The organism is Butyrivibrio sp. X503, from assembly GCF_003625475.1.
GTDB lineage: Bacteria > Bacillota > Clostridia > Lachnospirales > Lachnospiraceae > Butyrivibrio.
In genome coordinates this window covers 222185-241283 of record NZ_RAIQ01000003.1, presented here as the reverse complement: position 1 = coordinate 241283, position 19099 = coordinate 222185, and the positions used below count along the sequence as shown (strand labels likewise).

Sequence of the window (19099 nt, the reverse complement as noted above, 5' to 3'; positions counted from 1 at the left end):
AACAAATGTGCAGAGATAAATGTTTATCAGGTAAAGACATTGACCATGGTTAATATAAATTGAAGTGTATTTGTGCAGGAAGAAGAGGATGAGGAATGGTAGACACAATATTTGAAGTAATTGAGCAATATGCGTGTATTATTATTTTTGGCGCCGTAGGTATATTATTTTTTATTTATCCGTTTATAGAAAAGAGGATGACTTTTAATATAAAAGACATTGCTTTATATTGGACTATCGGAGCTTTTTTCGCTGCACTGGCTATTGCAATATTGGTACAAAACGGTGTCGTTATAGGAGTATTATTAACTTCGTTATTTGGCGCACTTTTTTTGTGGGTGGGAGTGTCAACGCTGTACGATGTTTCCAGGCATAATATTGAGGTTAAAGGTATACTCATAAAAATAAAAGAGATAAGTTCATTTAGCAGAAGGCGAAGAATACATTATGAACTGACCTTTAATGTCCCGGAAAAGCGAGCAGAATATACAGTTAAATATGCTTCACCTAAAAGAGGATATACTGTTGGGAAAACTTTCGCGGTATATATTCCGGAAAATGGAAACACTGCTTTTATTCACCGAGATTTGTGGTCTATAGTTGGTATTATTGAGTTGTTGTTTGGGGGAGTATGGATAGCTCTGCTTTTAAAAATCCTCAATATAATTTGATAGATATTCTTAAGACATTGACCATGGTTAATTAAGAGGAGAGTATGAAATGCTGGGGAAAAAAATATCCATAATAACAATTGCAGTACTGGTACAGGCACTGCTTTTTTATTTGATGACTTCAACCGGTAATATATCTTTTTTATTTATAGGTGTTAGAAGTATCTTTATTCTTGTGTGGGTAGGAGTTTTTGCGATAGTGGATTATACCTATACAAAAGATATCAAGCATGCGATAAAAATGGGAATTATTTATACCGTTATATGGGGAGCTGTTGGGAGCGGCGTGGAATATCTGTTATTTGCGCTGTTTAACAGGTTACCTGATATAGTGACCGGTGCATGGTATGGTGTACAGAATGTTCTGTGCTTAGGCAGTGCGTTGGCAGTTAGCTATTATTTTTTCTCCGAACGAAAAAAGATAAATAAGTTGATAGTAGTAGCAATGGTTGCCGTGTTTATCGTATTTATTATAACAGTGAATTATATTATTCAGAATGTACCAACTGATTTTTCAGGTTGCGTTTTTCATACGACGCCATTGATTGTATATCATCTTCAGGACATTGCGCTAAAGAGGGCCTCGGCAATATTCTACGGTATTGAAGGCGTGCTGAGCTGTATATGCTTTGGAAAAGGCTTTAAATGATAAGGAGTTTGCATTGCAATGATTGTTTGTATTTGCGTAGTGGCTTTAGGCGCATGCTTTTTTCTATACGGGCTATATCTGTTATTGCTTAACAGGATTTGTGATACTGAGATTGTTGCCAAGTACAGACCTAAAGATGAACCTATTAGAAATTGTAGCTTCTTTGCGTATTACAAAGATGGGAAAAAGATAATTGCGAATGTGCAGAATTTGGTTTTGTTTGGTGAACAATATCAAATAGATGCTGATTATACAGTGTATGTCAGCGAACGATTTCCGCGCATTCTTATTACAACAAGGAAGATCTCTGCTTTGCAGATTCTCTTGGCAGTTTCTTGTATCTTGATCAGTTTTATTTTTGTGGGAGTAGCCTTTTTTATGTACTTTTAAATGAATCATGGAGGAATGTATGAATAGTAGTGATGCGATTTATTCGAGCAGACTTGAAAATCTGATACTTCTTGATGGAAAAGATATGGATCTTTCAGATGTGTCCTTTGAATTTGATAAAGACTGTAAAAAGCTCATTTGCATATACATAGCCCTATTACTGCTTTCTGTAGTTGTTATGGTGTGTATGATAAAGTTTTGGAATATTCTTTTTACTAATACGAGACTTGATGATATAAATACGAGACTTAATATCAGAGGGGCATTGTTTATGATAATGCTTATTGCACTGTTCTTGTTTTCTTTATGTGAAATAGTAGCATTATGGAAAGCAAGATACAAAAGTGGGTTTAAAGGGATACGCGGAACGTGCGACAATGTGGTTCGCATCTCATCAAGAAATGGAGAATATCATGCTTATCACTGTACAACTGAGCTTGGAGAGCATGGCATTGCTTTTGTGCGTGGACGCAAGCAGCGAGTGTCCATCGGAGATGCGATAGTATATATCAGAGTTTTTGGCGATGATTTAATCTATAAAGATCAAAGGAGATAATCAGAATGATGAACCATTCTGATTGCCTCACAGAGTCTTTAAAAAAACATTATTCTTTCTTTTGACGAATTCAAGCAGCTCCTTGGTGAAGCCGCTTTTGGAATATATCACGAAGTACTCATTTCTATTATCTTTTTTCCATTTGACTGCGGGGGATTTTTTTTGGAGATTCTCAAGTGTTTCCATTCCTTTTTTGTTTTTGGAATATTTGCATTCTCCAAATACAATATCCGTACCGACCGAATCATATGCAAGGATGTCAATCTCGACATCTTTTGATCCCCACCATCTTCCGACACGATTGAATGAAATGCCTTCAGAGAGAAGACTCCATACATCGTTTCTGCAAATGTCTTCATACACATATGAAACGTGATTATCAATAAAATTGTTCTTTATCTTATCCTCTACATAGTTTGAATGCCCTGATTCCAGCATGCTTTTGTTTGGATAAACAAACTTAAACCAGAATGAAATGAAATTATCCTTGATTTGGTACAATCCCATCTTGCTCTTTTCGGGATTCTCTTCTGTGATAGGAACTTCTCTTTCAACAATGTCCAGATCAATAAGCGTTTTCAGATATGAAGTCAGATTTGATTGAGATACTCCTAATGCTGATGAAATCTTGCTTAGCTTATGATTTCCCGCAGCTATTGTTTTTAACACGGAAAAATAACTTCCTATCTCCGTGACTTCTTTCTGAAGAAGGAACTCCGGTTCTGCGTACAAGAATGATCCTGTTGCTAAGATGTTTTCGTTTATTGATCTGTATATGTTCTTTTTTGTGTCAAAAAGTTCTATGTATTTTGGTACGCCACCTGTTACGGCGTATTGCTGTATCTGTTCTTCAAGTGATAATGACTCATTAAATTCGTGGTAAAAAGAAAAATCGATCTGTTTTAACTTTATTTGAGCGGTTCTACGGCCATAAAGAGGAGAGTCATAGTTCAAAACCTGTGATGTCATCATGTTGATCAAAGAACCGCATAAGATAAGCATCACATTAGACTTGAGCAATATTTCATCCCAGGCTTTTTGCATGATGGAAGGGAACGCTTTATTGGCTTTGCATAGATATTGAAATTCATCAATTACAAGCACGATACGTTCTTTTTTTGCTTCATCAGCTATTATTTTAAATAGTGGTGTCCACGAATCCAAAGAGGCACTTGCCAATAGTTCGTTATTATATTTCTCGGCTATAAGCTGTCTAAATGTATTTCTGTTTTCTGATTCATTCTCCTCGGTTGCCAAAAAATATATTGAGTTCTTATTTTTACAGAAATGGCTGATGAGCGTAGTTTTACCAACCCTGCGTCTTCCGTATAAAACTACAAAGGAGGCAGAGTTTCTTGAGTATTCATTTTCCAATGTTTTCAGTTCATCAATTCTATCTATGAATGTGGACATAGTAGATACCTCAAAAGTTATATTTGTAATTATTATAATTCAAATTATTATAATTGTAAATATAACTTTTGCTTATTGCTTTTTATATTAGCACCATGTAAAAGGTATATTTCACATATTCAGATGTTCTTTCCAATAATTCAAAAGTAAGCATATTATTTCCTTTACACATAATGAATTCTTAGATAATCTGTTAATAACATATATTTGACTGCATTTGCTATTATGATGATATTATAAAATGTTTTGGAAGGGGAATAAATACGACTGATGATTGCATTATTGCTTTTAGGAATTTCTTTATTTGCATTCGGTATAGTATTTGTTCTTTTGTGGCTGATACTGTGTCTGCCAAGCAATAACAGATCGGTAAAATGCACCGAGCATACTGAAGGAACGGTGATACGTTTTTACTCGGGAGATTCGATTGACATCGCGCTTCCTGTGGTTGAGTACTATGTGGCCGGTAAAAGATATAAAGTAGTCGGTCCGAAATTCAAAGGAATAAAATTCAAAGAAATACCGGATCCATTCAATAAACATGCTGTTTCTGAGGAATCCAATCTTACTACAAGAGAAGATCTTCCTGATGTATTGAAGGTTACTTATTACGATCATAAGCTGATGAATAAGCACAAAGATCCGATCTTCGAGCTTTATCCTATAGGAAGTCGTGCTTCTGTTTATTACAATCCCGACAAGCCAAAGATGGCCTATGTGCAGAGATGCATTACATATGGCACAGGATATAAGATTATGTTTGTCTTAGGGATTATCATGTGCGTTGTGGGGATTGCGTTGTTTGTGGCTTATTTTATTATTTGATTATGACTGAAAATGAGAGAGGTGATACAAATGGCGAGACGAAAAGAAATACATTATTACAAGCCATATATGGGCGCATTAACCGGATGGATCGGAAGAAAGTAGAAATGCACTTATGGCTGAATTGGAGAATGAAAAATAAACCGGAATCAATGTGCAGGAGGTCTCATCTCCCAATCTTGTGGAGATGAGGCCTTTTTTATCCCATATCTTGCGGTTGAAAATGCAAACAAATGTTCGTATAATAAAAGTGAAGAAGCGAACAAATGTTTGCGAACAAATCAGGAACAATAATCAGGAAAAGATCAGTAGATTAGTACAACTCAACCGAAAGAGAGGGCTTTGATATGATATTGGCAGTTGATTTTGACGGAACCTTAAGTCTTGGAGAGTGGCCGGAGGTAGGGCCTGCGAACGGGGCGCTTATAACATATTTGAAAGAGAGACAGAATCTTGGAGACAAGCTCATACTGTGGACGTGCAGAGCGGGAGAGGCGCTTGCCGATGCGGTTGATTTTTGCAGCAGCAACGGACTTGAGTTTGATGCGGTCAATGACAATCTTCCCGAGATCACTGAGAAGTACGGCAACAACAGTAGGAAGATAAGTTGCGATCTGTACATAGACGACAGGGCGGTAGGCTGTACCGACATGGCTGTTGAATGTGCGATAAATCAGTAAGGATGTGTTATATGGATCATGGGAAGAATAATTGATAAAGTAGATGTAATTTGTGAGCACAAGAGCGACGGGACCGTTATTCCGCTTCGCTTCAGGCTTGTGAATGAGGATGGCGCTTACGAGGCCTACACGATAAAGGGATACCGTGAGATCCTTAAGAAGGGCTGCTACACAACACCGGACGGCGTCACAGTCAGCAGCAGAGACAAGATCTTCGAATGCCGCGTCCTTATCCTCGATATATACCGAACGGTCCGCCTGTATTTCAACACCGGGACCTGCGACTGGAAGCTCTCCGTGTAGAGTGTGTCCACGACCTTAAAAGTAATTGTACACCGCCTGCTCTTTGGTTATAATTATAGGAACAGCTTGTATATTACAGCAAAGGACGGACTCAAGATGGAGCATATTTTTCCGAGAGTACTTATATGTGCACCGGGGAGCGGCAGCGGCAAGACGGTTATTACCTGTGCGCTTCTTCGAATTTTGATAAAGAAAGGTCTTTTACCCGCATCGTTTAAGTGTGGACCCGATTATATCGATCCGCTCTTTCATCAGAAGGTGCTGGGTATCCCTTCCAGAAATCTGGACTTTTTCCTTGCAGGTAAGGGCGGCGTTATGCGCTCACTTAAAAGAGGCATAAAAGACAGAAATATAGGCATCATTGAGGGCGTTATGGGATTCTACGACGGCCTCGGTGCTTCTTCAATAGAGGGCTCAAGCTATGATATCAGTAGGATTACGGGAACTCCCGCGATCCTGGTTGTCAACGCCAAGGGAATGAGCAGATCGATCGCGGCTGTTGTTAAGGGGTTTTGCGAATACATGGACTACGATCACAACCAGATCAAGGCGATCATGCTCAACAATATCTCTCCTTCGATCGCGCCTGATATTATCAAGCTTGTGGAGGAAGAGGTTCATATCCCCGTTATCGGATACCTTCCCAAGATAAAAGAGGCCGATATTATGAGCAGGCACTTGGGACTTGTGCTTCCGGATGAAGTTCCGGAGCTTGTGGAAAAAATAGATATAGTTGCGGATAAGCTTGAGGAAACGCTTAACTTTGAGAAATTCCTTGAGATCGCAGCGGAAGCGGATACAATTCCGGACGTGGAAGAGAGCTTTGCTCCGGCATATAAAAAGAAAAAGAATTTAGGCAATCCTCAGATTGCTATAGCAATGGATGAGGCATTTTGCTTTTACTATGAAGATAACCTCGATATGCTAAGGGACATGGGTGCTAAGATATCATTCTTTTCACCGCTTCACGACAAACAGCTTCCCAAGGCACAGGGTTATATCATAGGCGGCGGTTATCCCGAGCTGTATGCCAAAGAGCTTTCGGAGAACACCGATATGATCAACAGCTTAAGGGGCGCTTATCTTAGGAGAGTTCCGATCTTTGCGGAGTGCGGCGGCTTTATGTATCTTCAGGAAAATATGAAGGACAAGGACGACAACGAATATCCTATGGTCGGCGTGATCCCCGGCGAATCGTATATGACAAACAAGCTGTCGCATTTTGGATACGTTACTGTGACGGCTGCAAGAAACAACGACTACTTAAGACCGTTTGAATCAGTGAGCGGACATGAGTTCCATTACTATGACACCTCCGATAACGGAGATGCCTGCATAGTATCCAAGGGAACCAGAAACCGCTACTGGAAGGGAATACATTCCAACAACAATCTGTTTGCGGGATTTCCTCACCTTTATTATCCTTCATGCCCCGAACTTATTGAGCGGTTCATGGAGAAGGCAGTCGGCGGCCTTTGATAAGCGCCGGAGAGATTTACCCATAGTGGGAGGACTTTGATGAATATCCATCTTTGCAAGGGTGATGAGACTCTTGAACAGGCACTTGAATATATCAATGAACACGACAAGGAAGGCAGAAAGTATACCTTCGACAAAGAGAAGGACCGCTGCTACATTGGAGATGAAGCCTTTGCGACTGCTCCTTGTATCATCAATTACAAGAATAATTATTGGGCTCTTCACTACGCAGAATAGTTTATACATGTACTCAATTATGGTAAAATAGTAGTGCAACAAAGTGGCTGATCATACGAGGTGATTGTCATGAAGCGCAGGCTGTTTTCCGGTTTTTCCAAAAAGGACCTGATCAATATCGTATTGGTATTTTTTTGTTCTCTTTTTACCATAATGTATAGCCGGAATGTTCATAATCTTAGCAGCGTATCCGGCGTTTTTTCTTATTTCACTTATATCTTTAAATATGTTCCCGTTACGGTTGTGACTGCGCTCTGCGGAATCGTGCCCGGAATGTGGACGGTGCTTATAGTTTTTATCTATAGGTGCTTTTTATCCAGTGGATTCTCATATCTTACATTTATATATCTTGTTATGGTCTGTGCCGTGCAGATCCTCACTATGAAAGGATTCTTTAAGAAATGGTACAAGACACTCATGGCCGCAATTATCCTGCAGTTTATCGCGGGAGATTTCTGGGGAATAATACTTGTTCTCCTCGGAGGAAGATCTGCGGCAAATATAAATTTAGTAAACTTATGGAAGTTCTTTTTCTCGGAAGCGCCGGGATGTCTTTTGTGCTGCTTCTTTGTCTTTTTCCTTTTTGGCAGATTCCCCGACAATTATAAATTGCTTCTCGGAAACGGCATCTATTATGTCGACGAAGAGCTCCTGAATGAAGATGAGAAATATATCGTCGAGGGTAAATCCAGGATAGGAAAAGTGGTTACGCTCATCATCGTATTCGAGGCTTTGGTTCTTGGAGTGTCTGCGGAGATTTCGGCAAACACGCTTATTCCGACGCTCGGTGTTGTTGCGGAAATGGAAGAGAGCGGGGATAACACACTTAAAAAATATAAAGATCTGAGAATTGCTCACAACGCAGAAATGCTTGAAGGAATCGTAAGTAATACACTTACATCGGAAAACGCGCAGCTAAGCTCCGTCTCATACGCAAGGGCATATAACAACTCGCAGTATGGCGTCAAACTGGCGATGCTTATTTCCATCATAATCACTCCGCTTGCGGTATTCGTAAACGGCTTTGCACAGAGGAGGATCGCGGAGCCTATAAGAAATCTGTCCAAGGCGGTAACCGATATTTATAATTCTTCGGAACTTGATCTGGAGAAAAAAGTTGATGATATTCATAAGCTTCCGATAAGGACCAAGGATGAGATCGAGGAGCTTTATCATGCGGTGGATCTTACGCTTTACAGACTTATGGAATATATAGAGCTTGTAAAATCAAGACAGGTCATAGAAGATCAGCTGCAGACCGAGAAGCTTGAAAATGAGGCCAAAACAAGATTTCTTTCCAATATCTCTCATGAGATAAGAACGCCCATCAATGCTATGCTCGGATTTGATGAGATGATATTGAGAGAAGCAGAGGATAAAGAAATCCTGGAATATGCGCTTGATATAAAGAATTCGGGAAAGACTCTTTTGGCACTTATAAATGAGATCCTTGATTTCTCCAAGATAGAAGCGGGTAAGATGGAGATCATCCCCGTAGAATACGAAGTCAGATCTTTAATAAATGATATTGCCAATATGACGCAGCTTAGAGCCAAGGATAAGGGACTTGAATTTGTGCTCAGGGTACAGGAGGATATTCCGCATATTCTTTTTGGCGATGAGATACGAATAAAGCAGTGCATAATGAATATGATGACCAATGCTATCAAGTATACCGACAGAGGAAAGGTAATGCTTGATATAGGATGCGAAGAATATGTTCCTGAGTATCCCGATGATAATTTTGACGAAAACATAATTCTGAAGATCAAAGTAAGCGACACCGGAATGGGCATCAAAGATGAGGATATGGCAAAGCTCACTGATGCTTTTGAAAGACTTGATGAAAAGAAAAATCGAACGATCGAAGGTACCGGTCTTGGAATAAACATAGTATGCAGTCTTCTCGATCTGATGGGAACCAAGCTTGAAGCAAAGAGTACATACGGTGTGGGCTCCGAATTTTGGTTTGACTTAAAACAGGTTGTTGTTGACAAAGAGCCTATAGGACAGTTTACGCAAGTCTTTAAAGATTCCGCGATAAGCGCGCTGAGTTATCAGGAGAGCTTCCATGCACCCGGAGCAAGCATTCTTGTTGTGGATGATATGAAGACCAATCTGACGGTTATGGAAGGTCTTTTAAAGAAGACGATGATGAAGGTGGACACGGCGCTCAGTGCAAGTAAGGCGTTTGAGCTCGTAACCACAAATAAATACGATGTTATTTTCCTCGATCACAGAATGCCCGATATAGACGGAATTCAGGCCCTTCATGAAATGGAGAAGATGGTGGACAATCTTAATAAGGGAGTGCCGATCATTGCGCTTACCGCAAACGCCGTTTCCGGATCGAGAGAGATGTATCTGAAGGAAGGCTTTGTAAATTATCTTTCAAAGCCCGTAAATCCTACTAAGCTTGAGGAGATGATCCTTAGCTATTTGCCGGAGTACAAGGTTACCAAGCCGGGAGATGAAGGATTCGAGACAGAAGCCGAGAAACCGAATAACGCGGAAAAAGAGGCTATGGCGGAGCTTTTGAAGGCGAGAGGCGTTGATATAAATGCTGCGATCGCCCGCTGCGGTTCTCCTACGGTCGCCATCGATGTCATGAAGGACTTTAGGCTCACTATAAAAGAGAGAGCCGACATGATAGAAAAGAGTGTGAAGGAAGGGAATATAAAGAACTTCACCGTTTACGTGCACGGACTAAAGAGCTCGGCCAAGGCAATCGGCGCATTTTCACTTTCCGAGAAGGCGGAGTTTTTGGAAAAATGCGGATTGGAACAAGATGTTGAAAAGATAAACGAGAAGTATGAAGAGCTTGTCGAAGAGTACAGAAGCTATTATTCCAAGCTTTCATTTGGGGAAGACGATGAAGAGAAAGCTTCGAACAAACCGCTTATAGACGAGGAGGAACTTGAGGGGGCATTTTTATCAATAAGAGAATTTGTATCGGGATCTTATTTTGACAGTGCGGATGACATTATGAGCATGCTTGAGGAATACAGTATTCCTGATGATAAAAAAGAGAAATATGAAGAAGTAAAAAGACTTTTGGCCGCTGTTGACAAGGACGGATTGCTGAAATTATTGTAAAACCGATGCAGAGGAGATGGGAAAAGATGGAAAAAAGCGTACTTTTGATCGGGCATGATAAAAGCTTTATGGTAAACGCTATAAAGAAGGGCCTTGAAAAAGAAGGATATGAGGTTACCCGTGTAAGACCGAGCGTGCAGGGGGTTGTTGAGGTTGAGCACAGGCCGGAGTTTTATATTCTGTATATGGGCGAACTTACGCGGGGGCATGTGGATCTTTTTGAATATCTTAACGAGGCTATTGATAATGAGAACTTTATGCTGTATCTTATAGGGAAGCAGGAAGAAGTTGAGCTTGCCTTGGGATTTATAGATGAGTCCAAGGTTCGTGAAATATACATAAGACCGCTCGATGTTAAGCTTCTTGCAAGTGATCTCGATATGGTCGTTGATTACAGCGAAGTCGATGACAATCTCAAAAAGAAGATTCTTATAGTGGACGATGACGGAACAATGCTTCGCATGATGAAGACATGGCTGTCCGTTAAATATCGTGTGTATATGGCAAGCTCCGGAAAGATGGCTCTTTCTTTTCTTGCGGAGAATACCGTTGATCTGATCTTACTTGATTATGAGATGCCGGTGCTCGACGGACCCGCTGTAATGCAGAAGATACGCGACGATGAGATCTTGAGTGAGATTCCGATCATATTTCTGACGGCCAAGGATGACAAGGAAAGTGTCATGAAGGTCCTTAAATTCAAGCCGGACAAATATCTTTTAAAATCAATGCCAAAAGAAAAACTCATCACGGCAATAGATGAATTTTTCGAGGGCAGAGTAGAATAAAAACTCAAATTAAGGAAGGTACAATTTAATGATTTCTAAGCTTATTGACAGAATAGAAAGTACGGGAGCACCTATAGTTGTGGGACTCGATCCCAAGCTCGGTTTTATTCCCGACGATCTTAAGAAAAAGTGTTTCGAAGAAAAGGGCGAGAACCTGGAAGGAGCGGCAGAAGCATTTTGGCAGTTCAATAAAGAGATCATTGACAATATCTATGACGTTGTACCTGCCGTAAAACCTCAGATCGCAATGTATGAGGAACTCGGCATTCCCGGACTTATCACATTTAAAAAGACAGTTGAATATTGTAAGGAAAAAGGACTTATCGTTATCGGAGATATTAAGAGAGGCGATATCGGTTCAACTTCGGAGTCATACGCCGTCGGACATCTCGGAAGCGTGACAATTGAGGGCAATACCTTTAAAGGCTTTGATGAAGATTTTGCAACAGTCAATCCTTATCTTGGTTCGGACGGAGTTAAGCCGTTCATCAATGTGTGCAACAAAGAAGATAAGGGTATCTTTGTCCTTGTAAAGACATCCAATCCTTCAAGCGGAGAATTCCAGGACAGACTTATCGACGGAAGACCTCTCTATGAGCTTGTCGGCGAGCAGGTTGAGAAGTGGGGACTTGAGTCCATGGACGGTTCTTACAGCAATGTAGGCGCTGTAGTAGGTGCGACCTATCCCGAGATGGGTAAGATCTTAAGAGACATCATGCCTCACGCATACATCCTCGTTCCGGGATACGGAGCTCAGGGCGGAAAAGGAAAAGATCTTGTTAATTTCTTTAATAAAGACGGACTTGGTGCGATCGTTAATTCTTCAAGAGGCATAATCGCTGCATGGAAGAGCGAAGAATACGCGCAGTATGACGGCAATGTAGGTGCGGCTGCAAGAGCTGCGGTTAAAGTCATGAAAGAAGATATTGAGGGCGCGCTTTTGGCAAGATAATTGTGTATATACCTTCAAGGTGCTATAATATGCGCGTGTTGATTTTTATATCATTATGATAAAAAGGAGCTGAGGGAGATGGAAAGATACAAGGAAGAGTTTATCGAATTTATGGTGGACAGTAATGTCCTTAAGTTTGGAGAGTTTACTCTTAAGAGCGGACGTAAGTCTCCTTTCTTTATGAATGCGGGAGCCTATGTAACGGGCGCTCAGCTTAAGAAGCTCGGTAATTATTATGCGAGAGCAATTCATGATACATTCGGTCTTGAATTCGATGTCCTTTTCGGACCAGCCTACAAGGGTATTCCCCTTGCGGTTGCTACCAGCATGGCAATAAGTGAATTATACGGAAGAGAGATCAGATATTGTTCCAACAGAAAAGAGATCAAGGATCACGGTGATAAGGGAATCCTCCTTGGAACCAAGCTTCGTGACGGTGACAGAGTTCTTATCATCGAGGACGTTACAACATCAGGTAAGTCCATCGAAGAGACAGTGCCGATCATTCAGGAGCAGGCTGATTGCGATATCGTGGGACTTATGGTTTCTCTCAACAGACAGGAGAAGGGCCAGGATTCGGATATGAGCGCTCTTGATGAGATTAAGGAGAGATACGGCTTCAGCGCACATTCTATTGTGACTATGGAAGACGTTGTTTCATATCTTTACAACAAGCCTATCGATGGCGAAGTTATCCTTACCAAGGACATCAAGAAATCTATCGACGAGTACTATGCAGAGTACGGCGCCAAGAAGGATTGATGTAAGATTCTTATTGATGAGGAGGTAATTTCAATGGATGAGCATACATATAAAGTACTCGGAACTACAGGAGCTTTGAATATAGCATTTGGAGTTATTTCCATTGTTGCGGGGATTGCTGCGGGAGTTCTTTTGATTATAAGCGGAGCCAAGCTTCTTGGAAGCCGCAAAAAGATTATTATCTGATATGAAGATTACAGGATTTAATTATAAGAAATTTATCAAAAAAAATATAAAAAAGCTTGATCCCATTAGGGAAAGATATATGTTTACGGACAACAGGCATCCCGAAAAGGGCATAATGTCTGCTGTGCTTGGTGTACTGTCAGTGATCACACTATCACTGGCTGTACTTTTTTCATACAAAAACGGAGGACAGGCTCTTGTTCAATACGCCGCAGCGGCTTTTGTTGCGGCGATATTTTCGTGTATAGGGTTAGTTCTGGGTATCATGTCCAGATTCGAAAAAGACATCTTTAAATTTTTCCCGAACATCGGTATAATCCTTAATTCCCTGGCGTTCCTGTTTGTACTGTTTTTACTTATTATAGGATTGAGGTAATTGACTTTTATGAACGATAACGAACTGTTTTTTGAATTTGAATCGGGAAATGAAGTCATAGACGAAAGATATGAACTTGCATCCCGCAGAATAAAAGAGATGTCAAAAGAACATCTCAAGAATAAAGAATTTGATCTGTATTTCCACGCTGTCGGAGAATTTCTTGAAATGATGACAGAAACCTATGAATGGGTACTTTCCAAAGGCCCGGACAAGGATTCCATGGAAGAACTCCATAAAAGAAATCAAAAACTCTATGGGGATATACTCCCCGCAAACTACGGCAAAAGCTACGGTAATCCCGCTTTTGCATGTGAGAAGTTGGGAGATGAGTTCGGCAAGCTGTTATCGGCTCTTTACTATGAAATGAGATATCTGATCGTATCAGCTTTCGAGCTTGCAAAGTTTGACATGGTCATCCGCTTGGAGCTTTTTATCGAGATATATGGCTCTTTTGCCTACGCGGACGCTGAAGACAAGCTCCCTTCATATGAGAGCGTAAGACAGACGATGTACTGGTTTTACAGCGATTATGCTGAAGAAGAGAGAATGCAGAGATTTGCGCAGATAGTTAATCCCGTTAATGACTTTGCAAGAAGCATCATCATGGAGAGTGACCTCTCCGATCTCAGATACTTATACAAGTTCGGTGAGTATATTTCGGACAACGAACTTGAGATTGCAAGGCATCTTCTTTCTCTTCCCGAGGAAGAAATAAATAAACTCGCGGATACTTTTACTGAGGGTTACAGGATCGGATTTGCAGCTACCGGCAAAGACATTTCGATCAAGAGTACCGCATCGATCATATATATTCTTGGTTTTGAGAGAATTATCAAAAGAGCTCTCGCCAATCTTAAGACTATCGGACTTGACGCCGGTATCACAAGATCTCTTACAAGTACTTTCTTCATTGAAGGAAGCGCCAGAAGAGTGAACTATCACGGCGCTATTCCAAATAAGCAGTTTGATTACGATCACAAGGATGATTTCGGACTCTTCTTTGACTCCGCTCTTATGAAAAGAAAGCTTGAAGCTGTAAGGGCAGCAGGAGAAAAGTACAAGAAGGAAGCCAAGCTTTACGGAGGTCCGGCGGTACTTGAAGGCTTCGGAGAAAAGCCTTTTTCACCTGAGCCCAAGAAGGAAGCGGTTCATCTTAATGAAAAGCAGCAGAAGATGCTTGGTGAGTACAAGATCCAGGCAGGTCTTATTCAGAATGAATATATCATAGGAAAAGAGAGAAGCTTTACTATAATCTCTTTCCCCGTTCCGGAGATAGGTGACAGATTCCCCGAGATATTCGAGGAAGTGGTCAAGATCAACACACTTGATTACAAGCTTTATCAGACAATCCAGCAAAAGCTTATCGATGCACTTGATGAAGCAAAGTACGTTGTGGTCAAGGGTATGGGAGACAACCGTACGGATATGAAGGTTATGCTCCACGAGCTGGGGGACAAGACCAAGGAGACCAACTTCGAGAACTGCGTTGCGGACGTCAACATTCCCGTCGGAGAGGTGTTTACTTCACCCGTTCTCAAAGGAACGGAAGGAACTCTTCATGTAACGGGAGTTTATCTCATGGGACTTTATTTTAAAAACCTTGAGATTAAATTCAAGGACGGCTGCATAACGGAATACAGCTGTTCCAATTTTGATTCCGAAGAAGAAAACCGTAAGTACATAAACGACAATATCCTGTTTAATCACAAGACTCTTCCGATAGGAGAGTTTGCCATAGGTACCAATACGACGGCTTATACATTTGCAAGAAAATTCAATGTGGCCGACAAGCTCGACATACTTATTGCGGAAAAGACAGGCCCGCACTTCGCTGTGGGCGATACCTGCTACTCTTTTGACGAGGACAACGATACATTTAATCCCGACGGAAAAAGACATATCGCAAAAGAGAATGAGATTTCCGCAGAAAGAAAGAACGATCCCGACAAGGCATATTTCAGTTGCCATACCGATATAACGATTCCGTACGACGAACTCGGTGAGATAACCGCAGTAAGAGAGGACGGAAGCGGAGTAACCATCATGAAGGAAGGACGTTTTGTGCTTCCCGGTACGGAGGAACTGAACAAAGCCTTGGATGAGTAAAGGAAAACAGTCCTTACATCATTCTGATGTAAGGGCTGGCACAATATATGGTATTGTGCTATGATACAAGGGACTAAATATTGCAATGCAAATGGAGGAAAACATGGCAAAAGTTGGAATTGTAATGGGTAGTGACTCAGACATGCCTGTTATGTCAAAAGCAGCTGACATTCTCGATCAGCTTGGAATTTCTTATGAGATGCGCATTATATCGGCGCACAGGGAACCTGATGAATTTTTCGAGTATGCCAAGACTGCTGAAGAAAAAGGATTTAAGGTAATTATTGCGGGAGCTGGAATGGCGGCACACCTTCCCGGAATGTGCGCAGCGATCTTCCCGATGCCCGTTATAGGAATACCCATGCATACAACTTCACTCGGAGGCCGTGATTCTTTATACAGTATCGTACAGATGCCCTCAGGGATTCCTGTTGCCACAGTAGCGATAAACGGTGGCGCCAATGCCGGAATTCTTGCAGCCAAGATCTTGGCAACAAGCGATGATGAGATTCTTAAGAAACTCAAGGACTACACAGCTTCACTTAAGGATGCGGTGGTAGCCAAGGACAAGAAGCTTCAGGAAGTAGGCTACAAGAACTATTGATATCGGTACACTTACCGGATGACCGGTACCGAAAGATCTTTTTATAGAAATGAGGAGTTAAATATTATGGCACTGGATTACAAGAAGGCCGGAGTTGACATTGAAGCCGGCTACAAATCTGTAGAACTTATCAAGGGTTATGTTAAAGAGACCAACAGACCCGAGGTACTTGGCGGACTCGGAGGATTCTCCGGAGCATTTTCACTTAGCAAGATAAAGGAAATGGAAGATCCGGTTCTTTTGTCCGGAACAGACGGAGTAGGAACCAAGATTAAGCTTGCATTCCTTCTTGATAAACATGACACTATCGGTATCGATGCTGTTGCAATGTGCGTTAACGACGTAGCATGCGCAGGCGGAGAGCCTTTATTCTTCCTTGATTACATTGCATGCGGCAAGAATATACCCGAGAAGATCGCTGCTATCGTTAAGGGCGTTGCAGAAGGCTGCAAGCAGTCTGACGCGGCACTTATCGGCGGTGAGACCGCAGAGCATCCCGGACTTATGCCTGAGGATGAATATGACGTTGCGGGATTTGCGGTTGGCGTTGTTGATCGCAAGGACATGATCGACGGAAGCTCAATTAAGGCAGGCGATGTGCTTATCGGTGTTGCTTCAAGCGGCGTACACAGTAATGGTTTTTCACTTGTTCGTAAAGTATTTGATATGACAAAAGAGAGCCTTGAGACATATTATGATGAGCTCGGTGCGACTCTCGGAGAGACTCTTTTAACTCCCACAAGAATCTACGTTAAGATGATGAAGTCCATCAAGAATGCGGGCGTTAAGGTTAAGGGCTGCAGCCATATCACAGGCGGCGGTTTCTATGAGAATATTCCGAGAATGCTTCCCGACGGAATCAAGGCCGTTATCAAAAAAGACAGCTATGACATTCCTCCTATCTTCAGTCTAATGGCTAAGAAGGGCGGAATTGAAGAAGAGATGATGTACAACACCTACAATATGGGTCTTGGAATGGTACTCGCGGTTGATCCCGCAGATGTCGACGCTACAATGAAGGCTATTGAGGCTTCAGGCGACAAGGCTTGGATAGTAGGAACTGCCGAGAACGGCGAGAAGGGTGTAGAGCTCGTATGAATATAGCGGTAATGGTATCCGGAGGCGGAACCAATTTACAGGCAATTATAGACGGAATAGACAGCGGTGTTATTACCAATACCAAGATATCGCTGGTTTACAGCAACAATCCGGATGCATATGCTCTTGAGAGAGCAAAGAAGGCAGGCATACCGTATGTTGCTAAGAGTCCCAAGGAGTTTGACAGCAGAGCGGATTTTAACGAAGCACTGCTTAAGATATTACAGGACGCCAACCCCGATCTTATCGTACTTGCGGGATGTCTTGTTGTTATTCCGGAGTGCGTTGTTAAGGCATTCCCCAACAAGATCATCAACATTCATCCGTCACTTATTCCTTCGTTTTGCGGAACGGGATATTACGGACTTAAGGTACACGAGAAGGCACTTGAGAGAGGCGTCAGAGTATCGGGCGCAACGGTTCATTTTGTTGATGAGGGAACAGATACAGGTCCCATCATTTTACAGAAACCGGTTATGGTCAGAGCGGACGATACTCCCGAAGTTCTCCAGAGACGAATCATGGAGCAGGCGGAGTGGAAGATAATGCCTATGGCGATCGATCTTATTGCCAACGGCAAAGTTAAAGTAGTTGACCGTAAGGTCATAATCGAAGGTTATGAAGAGGAGAAGGTTTTCTGATGAAAGTTTTGGTTGTAGGCGGAGGCGGAAGAGAACACGCTATCTGCGAGGCTATTTCAAGAAGCAGCAAGGTTGATAAGATTTATTGCGCACCCGGTAACGGCGGAATTGCAGAGCTTGCCGAGTGTGTTCCGATAACTCCCATGGAGTTTGATAAACTTGTTTCTTTTGCAAAAGAAAAAGAGATCGATCTTACCGTTATCGGTATGGATGATCCTTTGGTAGGCGGAGTTGTAGATGAGTTTGAGGAGGCAGGCCTTAGGGTATTCGGACCCAGAAAGAATGCGGCTATCCTTGAAGGAAGTAAGGCTTTTTCAAAAGACCTTATGAAGAAGTACAACATTCCCACAGCGGCTTATGAGACATTTGATAATGCCGAAGCTGCTCTTAAGTACCTTGAGACATCCAAGTTCCCCATTGTTCTTAAGGCTGACGGACTTGCACTCGGAAAGGGTGTTCTTATCTGCAACACTTTGGAAGAAGCCAAGGCCGGAGTAAAAGAGATCATGGAGGACAAGAAGTTCGGTGATGCCGGCAACCACATGGTCATCGAGGAATTCATGACAGGTCGCGAGGTTTCGGTTCTTTCTTTTGTAGACGGAAAGACAGTAAAGATAATGTCATCCGCTCAGGATCACAAGAGAGCGGGAGACGGTGATACCGGTCTTAATACGGGCGGAATGGGTAACTTTTCACCCAGCCCTTTCTATACCGAAGAAGTTGATAAATTCTGCAAAGAGAATATTTACAGCAGAACGGTTGAGGCAATGGCTGCCGAGGGCAGAGAGTTTAAGGGAGTTATCTTCTTCGGACTCATGCTTACACAGGACGGTCCCAAGGTTCTTGAGTACAACGCAAGATTCGGTGATCCTGAGGCACAGGTTGTTCTTCCCAGATTAAAGACAGACATCATTGATGTGTTTAATGCCTGCATAGACGGCACGCTTTCAGATATCGATCTCGAATTTGAGGATAAGGCTGCTGTTTGTGTTGTTCTTGCAAGTGACGGATATCCGGTTAGCTACGAGAAAGGTAAGCTTATCACAGGACTTGAGAACTTTAAAGGCAAAGACGGATATTATTGCTTCCATGCAGGAACCAAGGCTACTCCTGAGGGAATAGTTACAAACGGCGGACGAGTTCTCGGAATAACCGCCAAAGGGGATACCCTTAAGGAAGCGCGGGCTAAAGCTTATGAGGCAACGGAATGGGTTAGCTTTGAGAATAAGTATATGCGTCATGATATAGGAAAAGCGATTGATGACGTTAAGTAAGGAAGGAGGA

The 19099-nt window shown here is 41.9% G+C and carries 20 protein-coding genes; 19 read left to right on the top strand and 1 reads right to left on the bottom strand.

Features of this window, described 5'->3' with window-relative positions:
• Positions 1-95 precede the first annotated feature (95 nt).
• The 3 genes from D6853_RS06540 (at position 96) to D6853_RS06525 (ending at position 2266) form a co-directional block, all read left to right on the top strand.
• On the top strand, positions 96-671 hold the full coding sequence (locus tag D6853_RS06540; RefSeq protein WP_120657231.1) for a DUF3592 domain-containing protein: 576 nt from the start codon (positions 96-98) through the stop codon (positions 669-671).
• A 49-nt stretch (positions 672-720) separates the two neighbouring features.
• Positions 721-1320, top strand: a complete 600-nt coding sequence (locus tag D6853_RS06535; protein WP_120657230.1) for a hypothetical protein — start codon at positions 721-723, stop codon at positions 1318-1320.
• 409 nt (positions 1321-1729) lie between these two features.
• Positions 1730-2266 carry a hypothetical protein gene (locus tag D6853_RS06525; protein WP_120657228.1) on the top strand — a complete coding sequence of 179 codons (537 nt, stop codon included), beginning with the start codon at positions 1730-1732 and terminating at the stop codon, positions 2264-2266.
• 27 nt (positions 2267-2293) lie between these two features.
• Here D6853_RS06525 and D6853_RS06520 read toward each other — a convergent pair whose 3' ends face one another.
• The gene (locus D6853_RS06520) at positions 2294-3679 is read right to left on the bottom strand and encodes an AAA family ATPase (RefSeq protein WP_120657227.1); all 1386 of its coding nucleotides are present in this window, start codon (positions 3677-3679) and stop codon (positions 2294-2296) included.
• A gap of 270 nt (positions 3680-3949) precedes the next feature.
• Between D6853_RS06520 and D6853_RS06515 the strand changes: the two genes are divergently transcribed.
• The 16 genes from D6853_RS06515 to purD all read left to right on the top strand — a co-directional run bounded on the left by D6853_RS06515 (position 3950) and on the right by purD (position 19089).
• Positions 3950-4504 (top strand): DUF3592 domain-containing protein, encoded by a 555-nt coding sequence (locus tag D6853_RS06515; RefSeq protein ID WP_120657226.1) that lies wholly within the window; start codon positions 3950-3952, stop codon positions 4502-4504.
• 347 nt (positions 4505-4851) lie between these two features.
• Complete coding sequence (locus D6853_RS06505) at positions 4852-5184, top strand: hypothetical protein (protein ID WP_120657224.1); 333 nt, start codon at positions 4852-4854, stop codon at positions 5182-5184.
• A gap of 18 nt (positions 5185-5202) precedes the next feature.
• Positions 5203-5487 carry a hypothetical protein gene (locus D6853_RS06500; protein ID WP_120657223.1) on the top strand — a complete coding sequence of 95 codons (285 nt, stop codon included), beginning with the start codon at positions 5203-5205 and terminating at the stop codon, positions 5485-5487.
• 96 nt (positions 5488-5583) lie between these two features.
• Entirely contained in the window at positions 5584-6966 is a 1383-nt protein-coding gene (locus D6853_RS06495; RefSeq protein ID WP_120657222.1) for a cobyrinate a,c-diamide synthase, read from the top strand.
• Between the two features lie 39 nt (positions 6967-7005).
• Complete coding sequence (locus D6853_RS06490; protein ID WP_120657221.1) at positions 7006-7203, top strand: hypothetical protein; 198 nt, start codon at positions 7006-7008, stop codon at positions 7201-7203.
• A gap of 69 nt (positions 7204-7272) precedes the next feature.
• Positions 7273-10299: a HAMP domain-containing hybrid sensor histidine kinase/response regulator gene (locus D6853_RS06485; RefSeq protein WP_120657220.1), complete on the top strand. Its 3027-nt coding sequence runs from the start codon at positions 7273-7275 to the stop codon at positions 10297-10299.
• A gap of 26 nt (positions 10300-10325) precedes the next feature.
• A complete protein-coding gene (locus tag D6853_RS06480; RefSeq protein ID WP_158588682.1) occupies positions 10326-11087 on the top strand; it encodes a response regulator in 762 nt (253 codons plus the stop codon).
• A 28-nt stretch (positions 11088-11115) separates the two neighbouring features.
• Positions 11116-12039, top strand: a complete 924-nt coding sequence (pyrF, locus tag D6853_RS06475; protein WP_120657218.1) for an orotidine-5'-phosphate decarboxylase — start codon at positions 11116-11118, stop codon at positions 12037-12039.
• Between the two features lie 78 nt (positions 12040-12117).
• Complete coding sequence (gene pyrE, locus D6853_RS06470; protein ID WP_120657217.1) at positions 12118-12801, top strand: orotate phosphoribosyltransferase; 684 nt, start codon at positions 12118-12120, stop codon at positions 12799-12801.
• A 33-nt stretch (positions 12802-12834) separates the two neighbouring features.
• A complete protein-coding gene (locus D6853_RS15390; RefSeq protein WP_177223755.1) occupies positions 12835-12987 on the top strand; it encodes a hypothetical protein in 153 nt (50 codons plus the stop codon).
• 1 nt (position 12988) lies between these two features.
• Complete coding sequence (locus D6853_RS06465) at positions 12989-13363, top strand: DUF6142 family protein (protein ID WP_120657216.1); 375 nt, start codon at positions 12989-12991, stop codon at positions 13361-13363.
• Positions 13364-13372: 9 nt separating this feature from the next.
• Positions 13373-15472 carry an aminopeptidase gene (locus tag D6853_RS06460; RefSeq protein WP_120657215.1) on the top strand — a complete coding sequence of 700 codons (2100 nt, stop codon included), beginning with the start codon at positions 13373-13375 and terminating at the stop codon, positions 15470-15472.
• A 103-nt stretch (positions 15473-15575) separates the two neighbouring features.
• Complete coding sequence (gene purE / locus D6853_RS06455; RefSeq protein WP_120657214.1) at positions 15576-16076, top strand: 5-(carboxyamino)imidazole ribonucleotide mutase; 501 nt, start codon at positions 15576-15578, stop codon at positions 16074-16076.
• 72 nt (positions 16077-16148) lie between these two features.
• Complete coding sequence (purM, locus tag D6853_RS06450) at positions 16149-17174, top strand: phosphoribosylformylglycinamidine cyclo-ligase (protein WP_120657442.1); 1026 nt, start codon at positions 16149-16151, stop codon at positions 17172-17174.
• Positions 17171-17815, top strand: coding sequence for a phosphoribosylglycinamide formyltransferase (purN, locus tag D6853_RS06445; protein ID WP_120657213.1), 645 nt, complete (start codon positions 17171-17173; stop codon positions 17813-17815). Before purM ends, purN begins: the two co-directional genes overlap by 4 nt.
• Positions 17815-19089 carry a phosphoribosylamine--glycine ligase gene (gene purD, locus D6853_RS06440; protein ID WP_120657212.1) on the top strand — a complete coding sequence of 425 codons (1275 nt, stop codon included), beginning with the start codon at positions 17815-17817 and terminating at the stop codon, positions 19087-19089. The genes purN and purD overlap by 1 nt, the downstream gene beginning before the upstream one ends.
• Positions 19090-19099 lie beyond the last annotated feature (10 nt).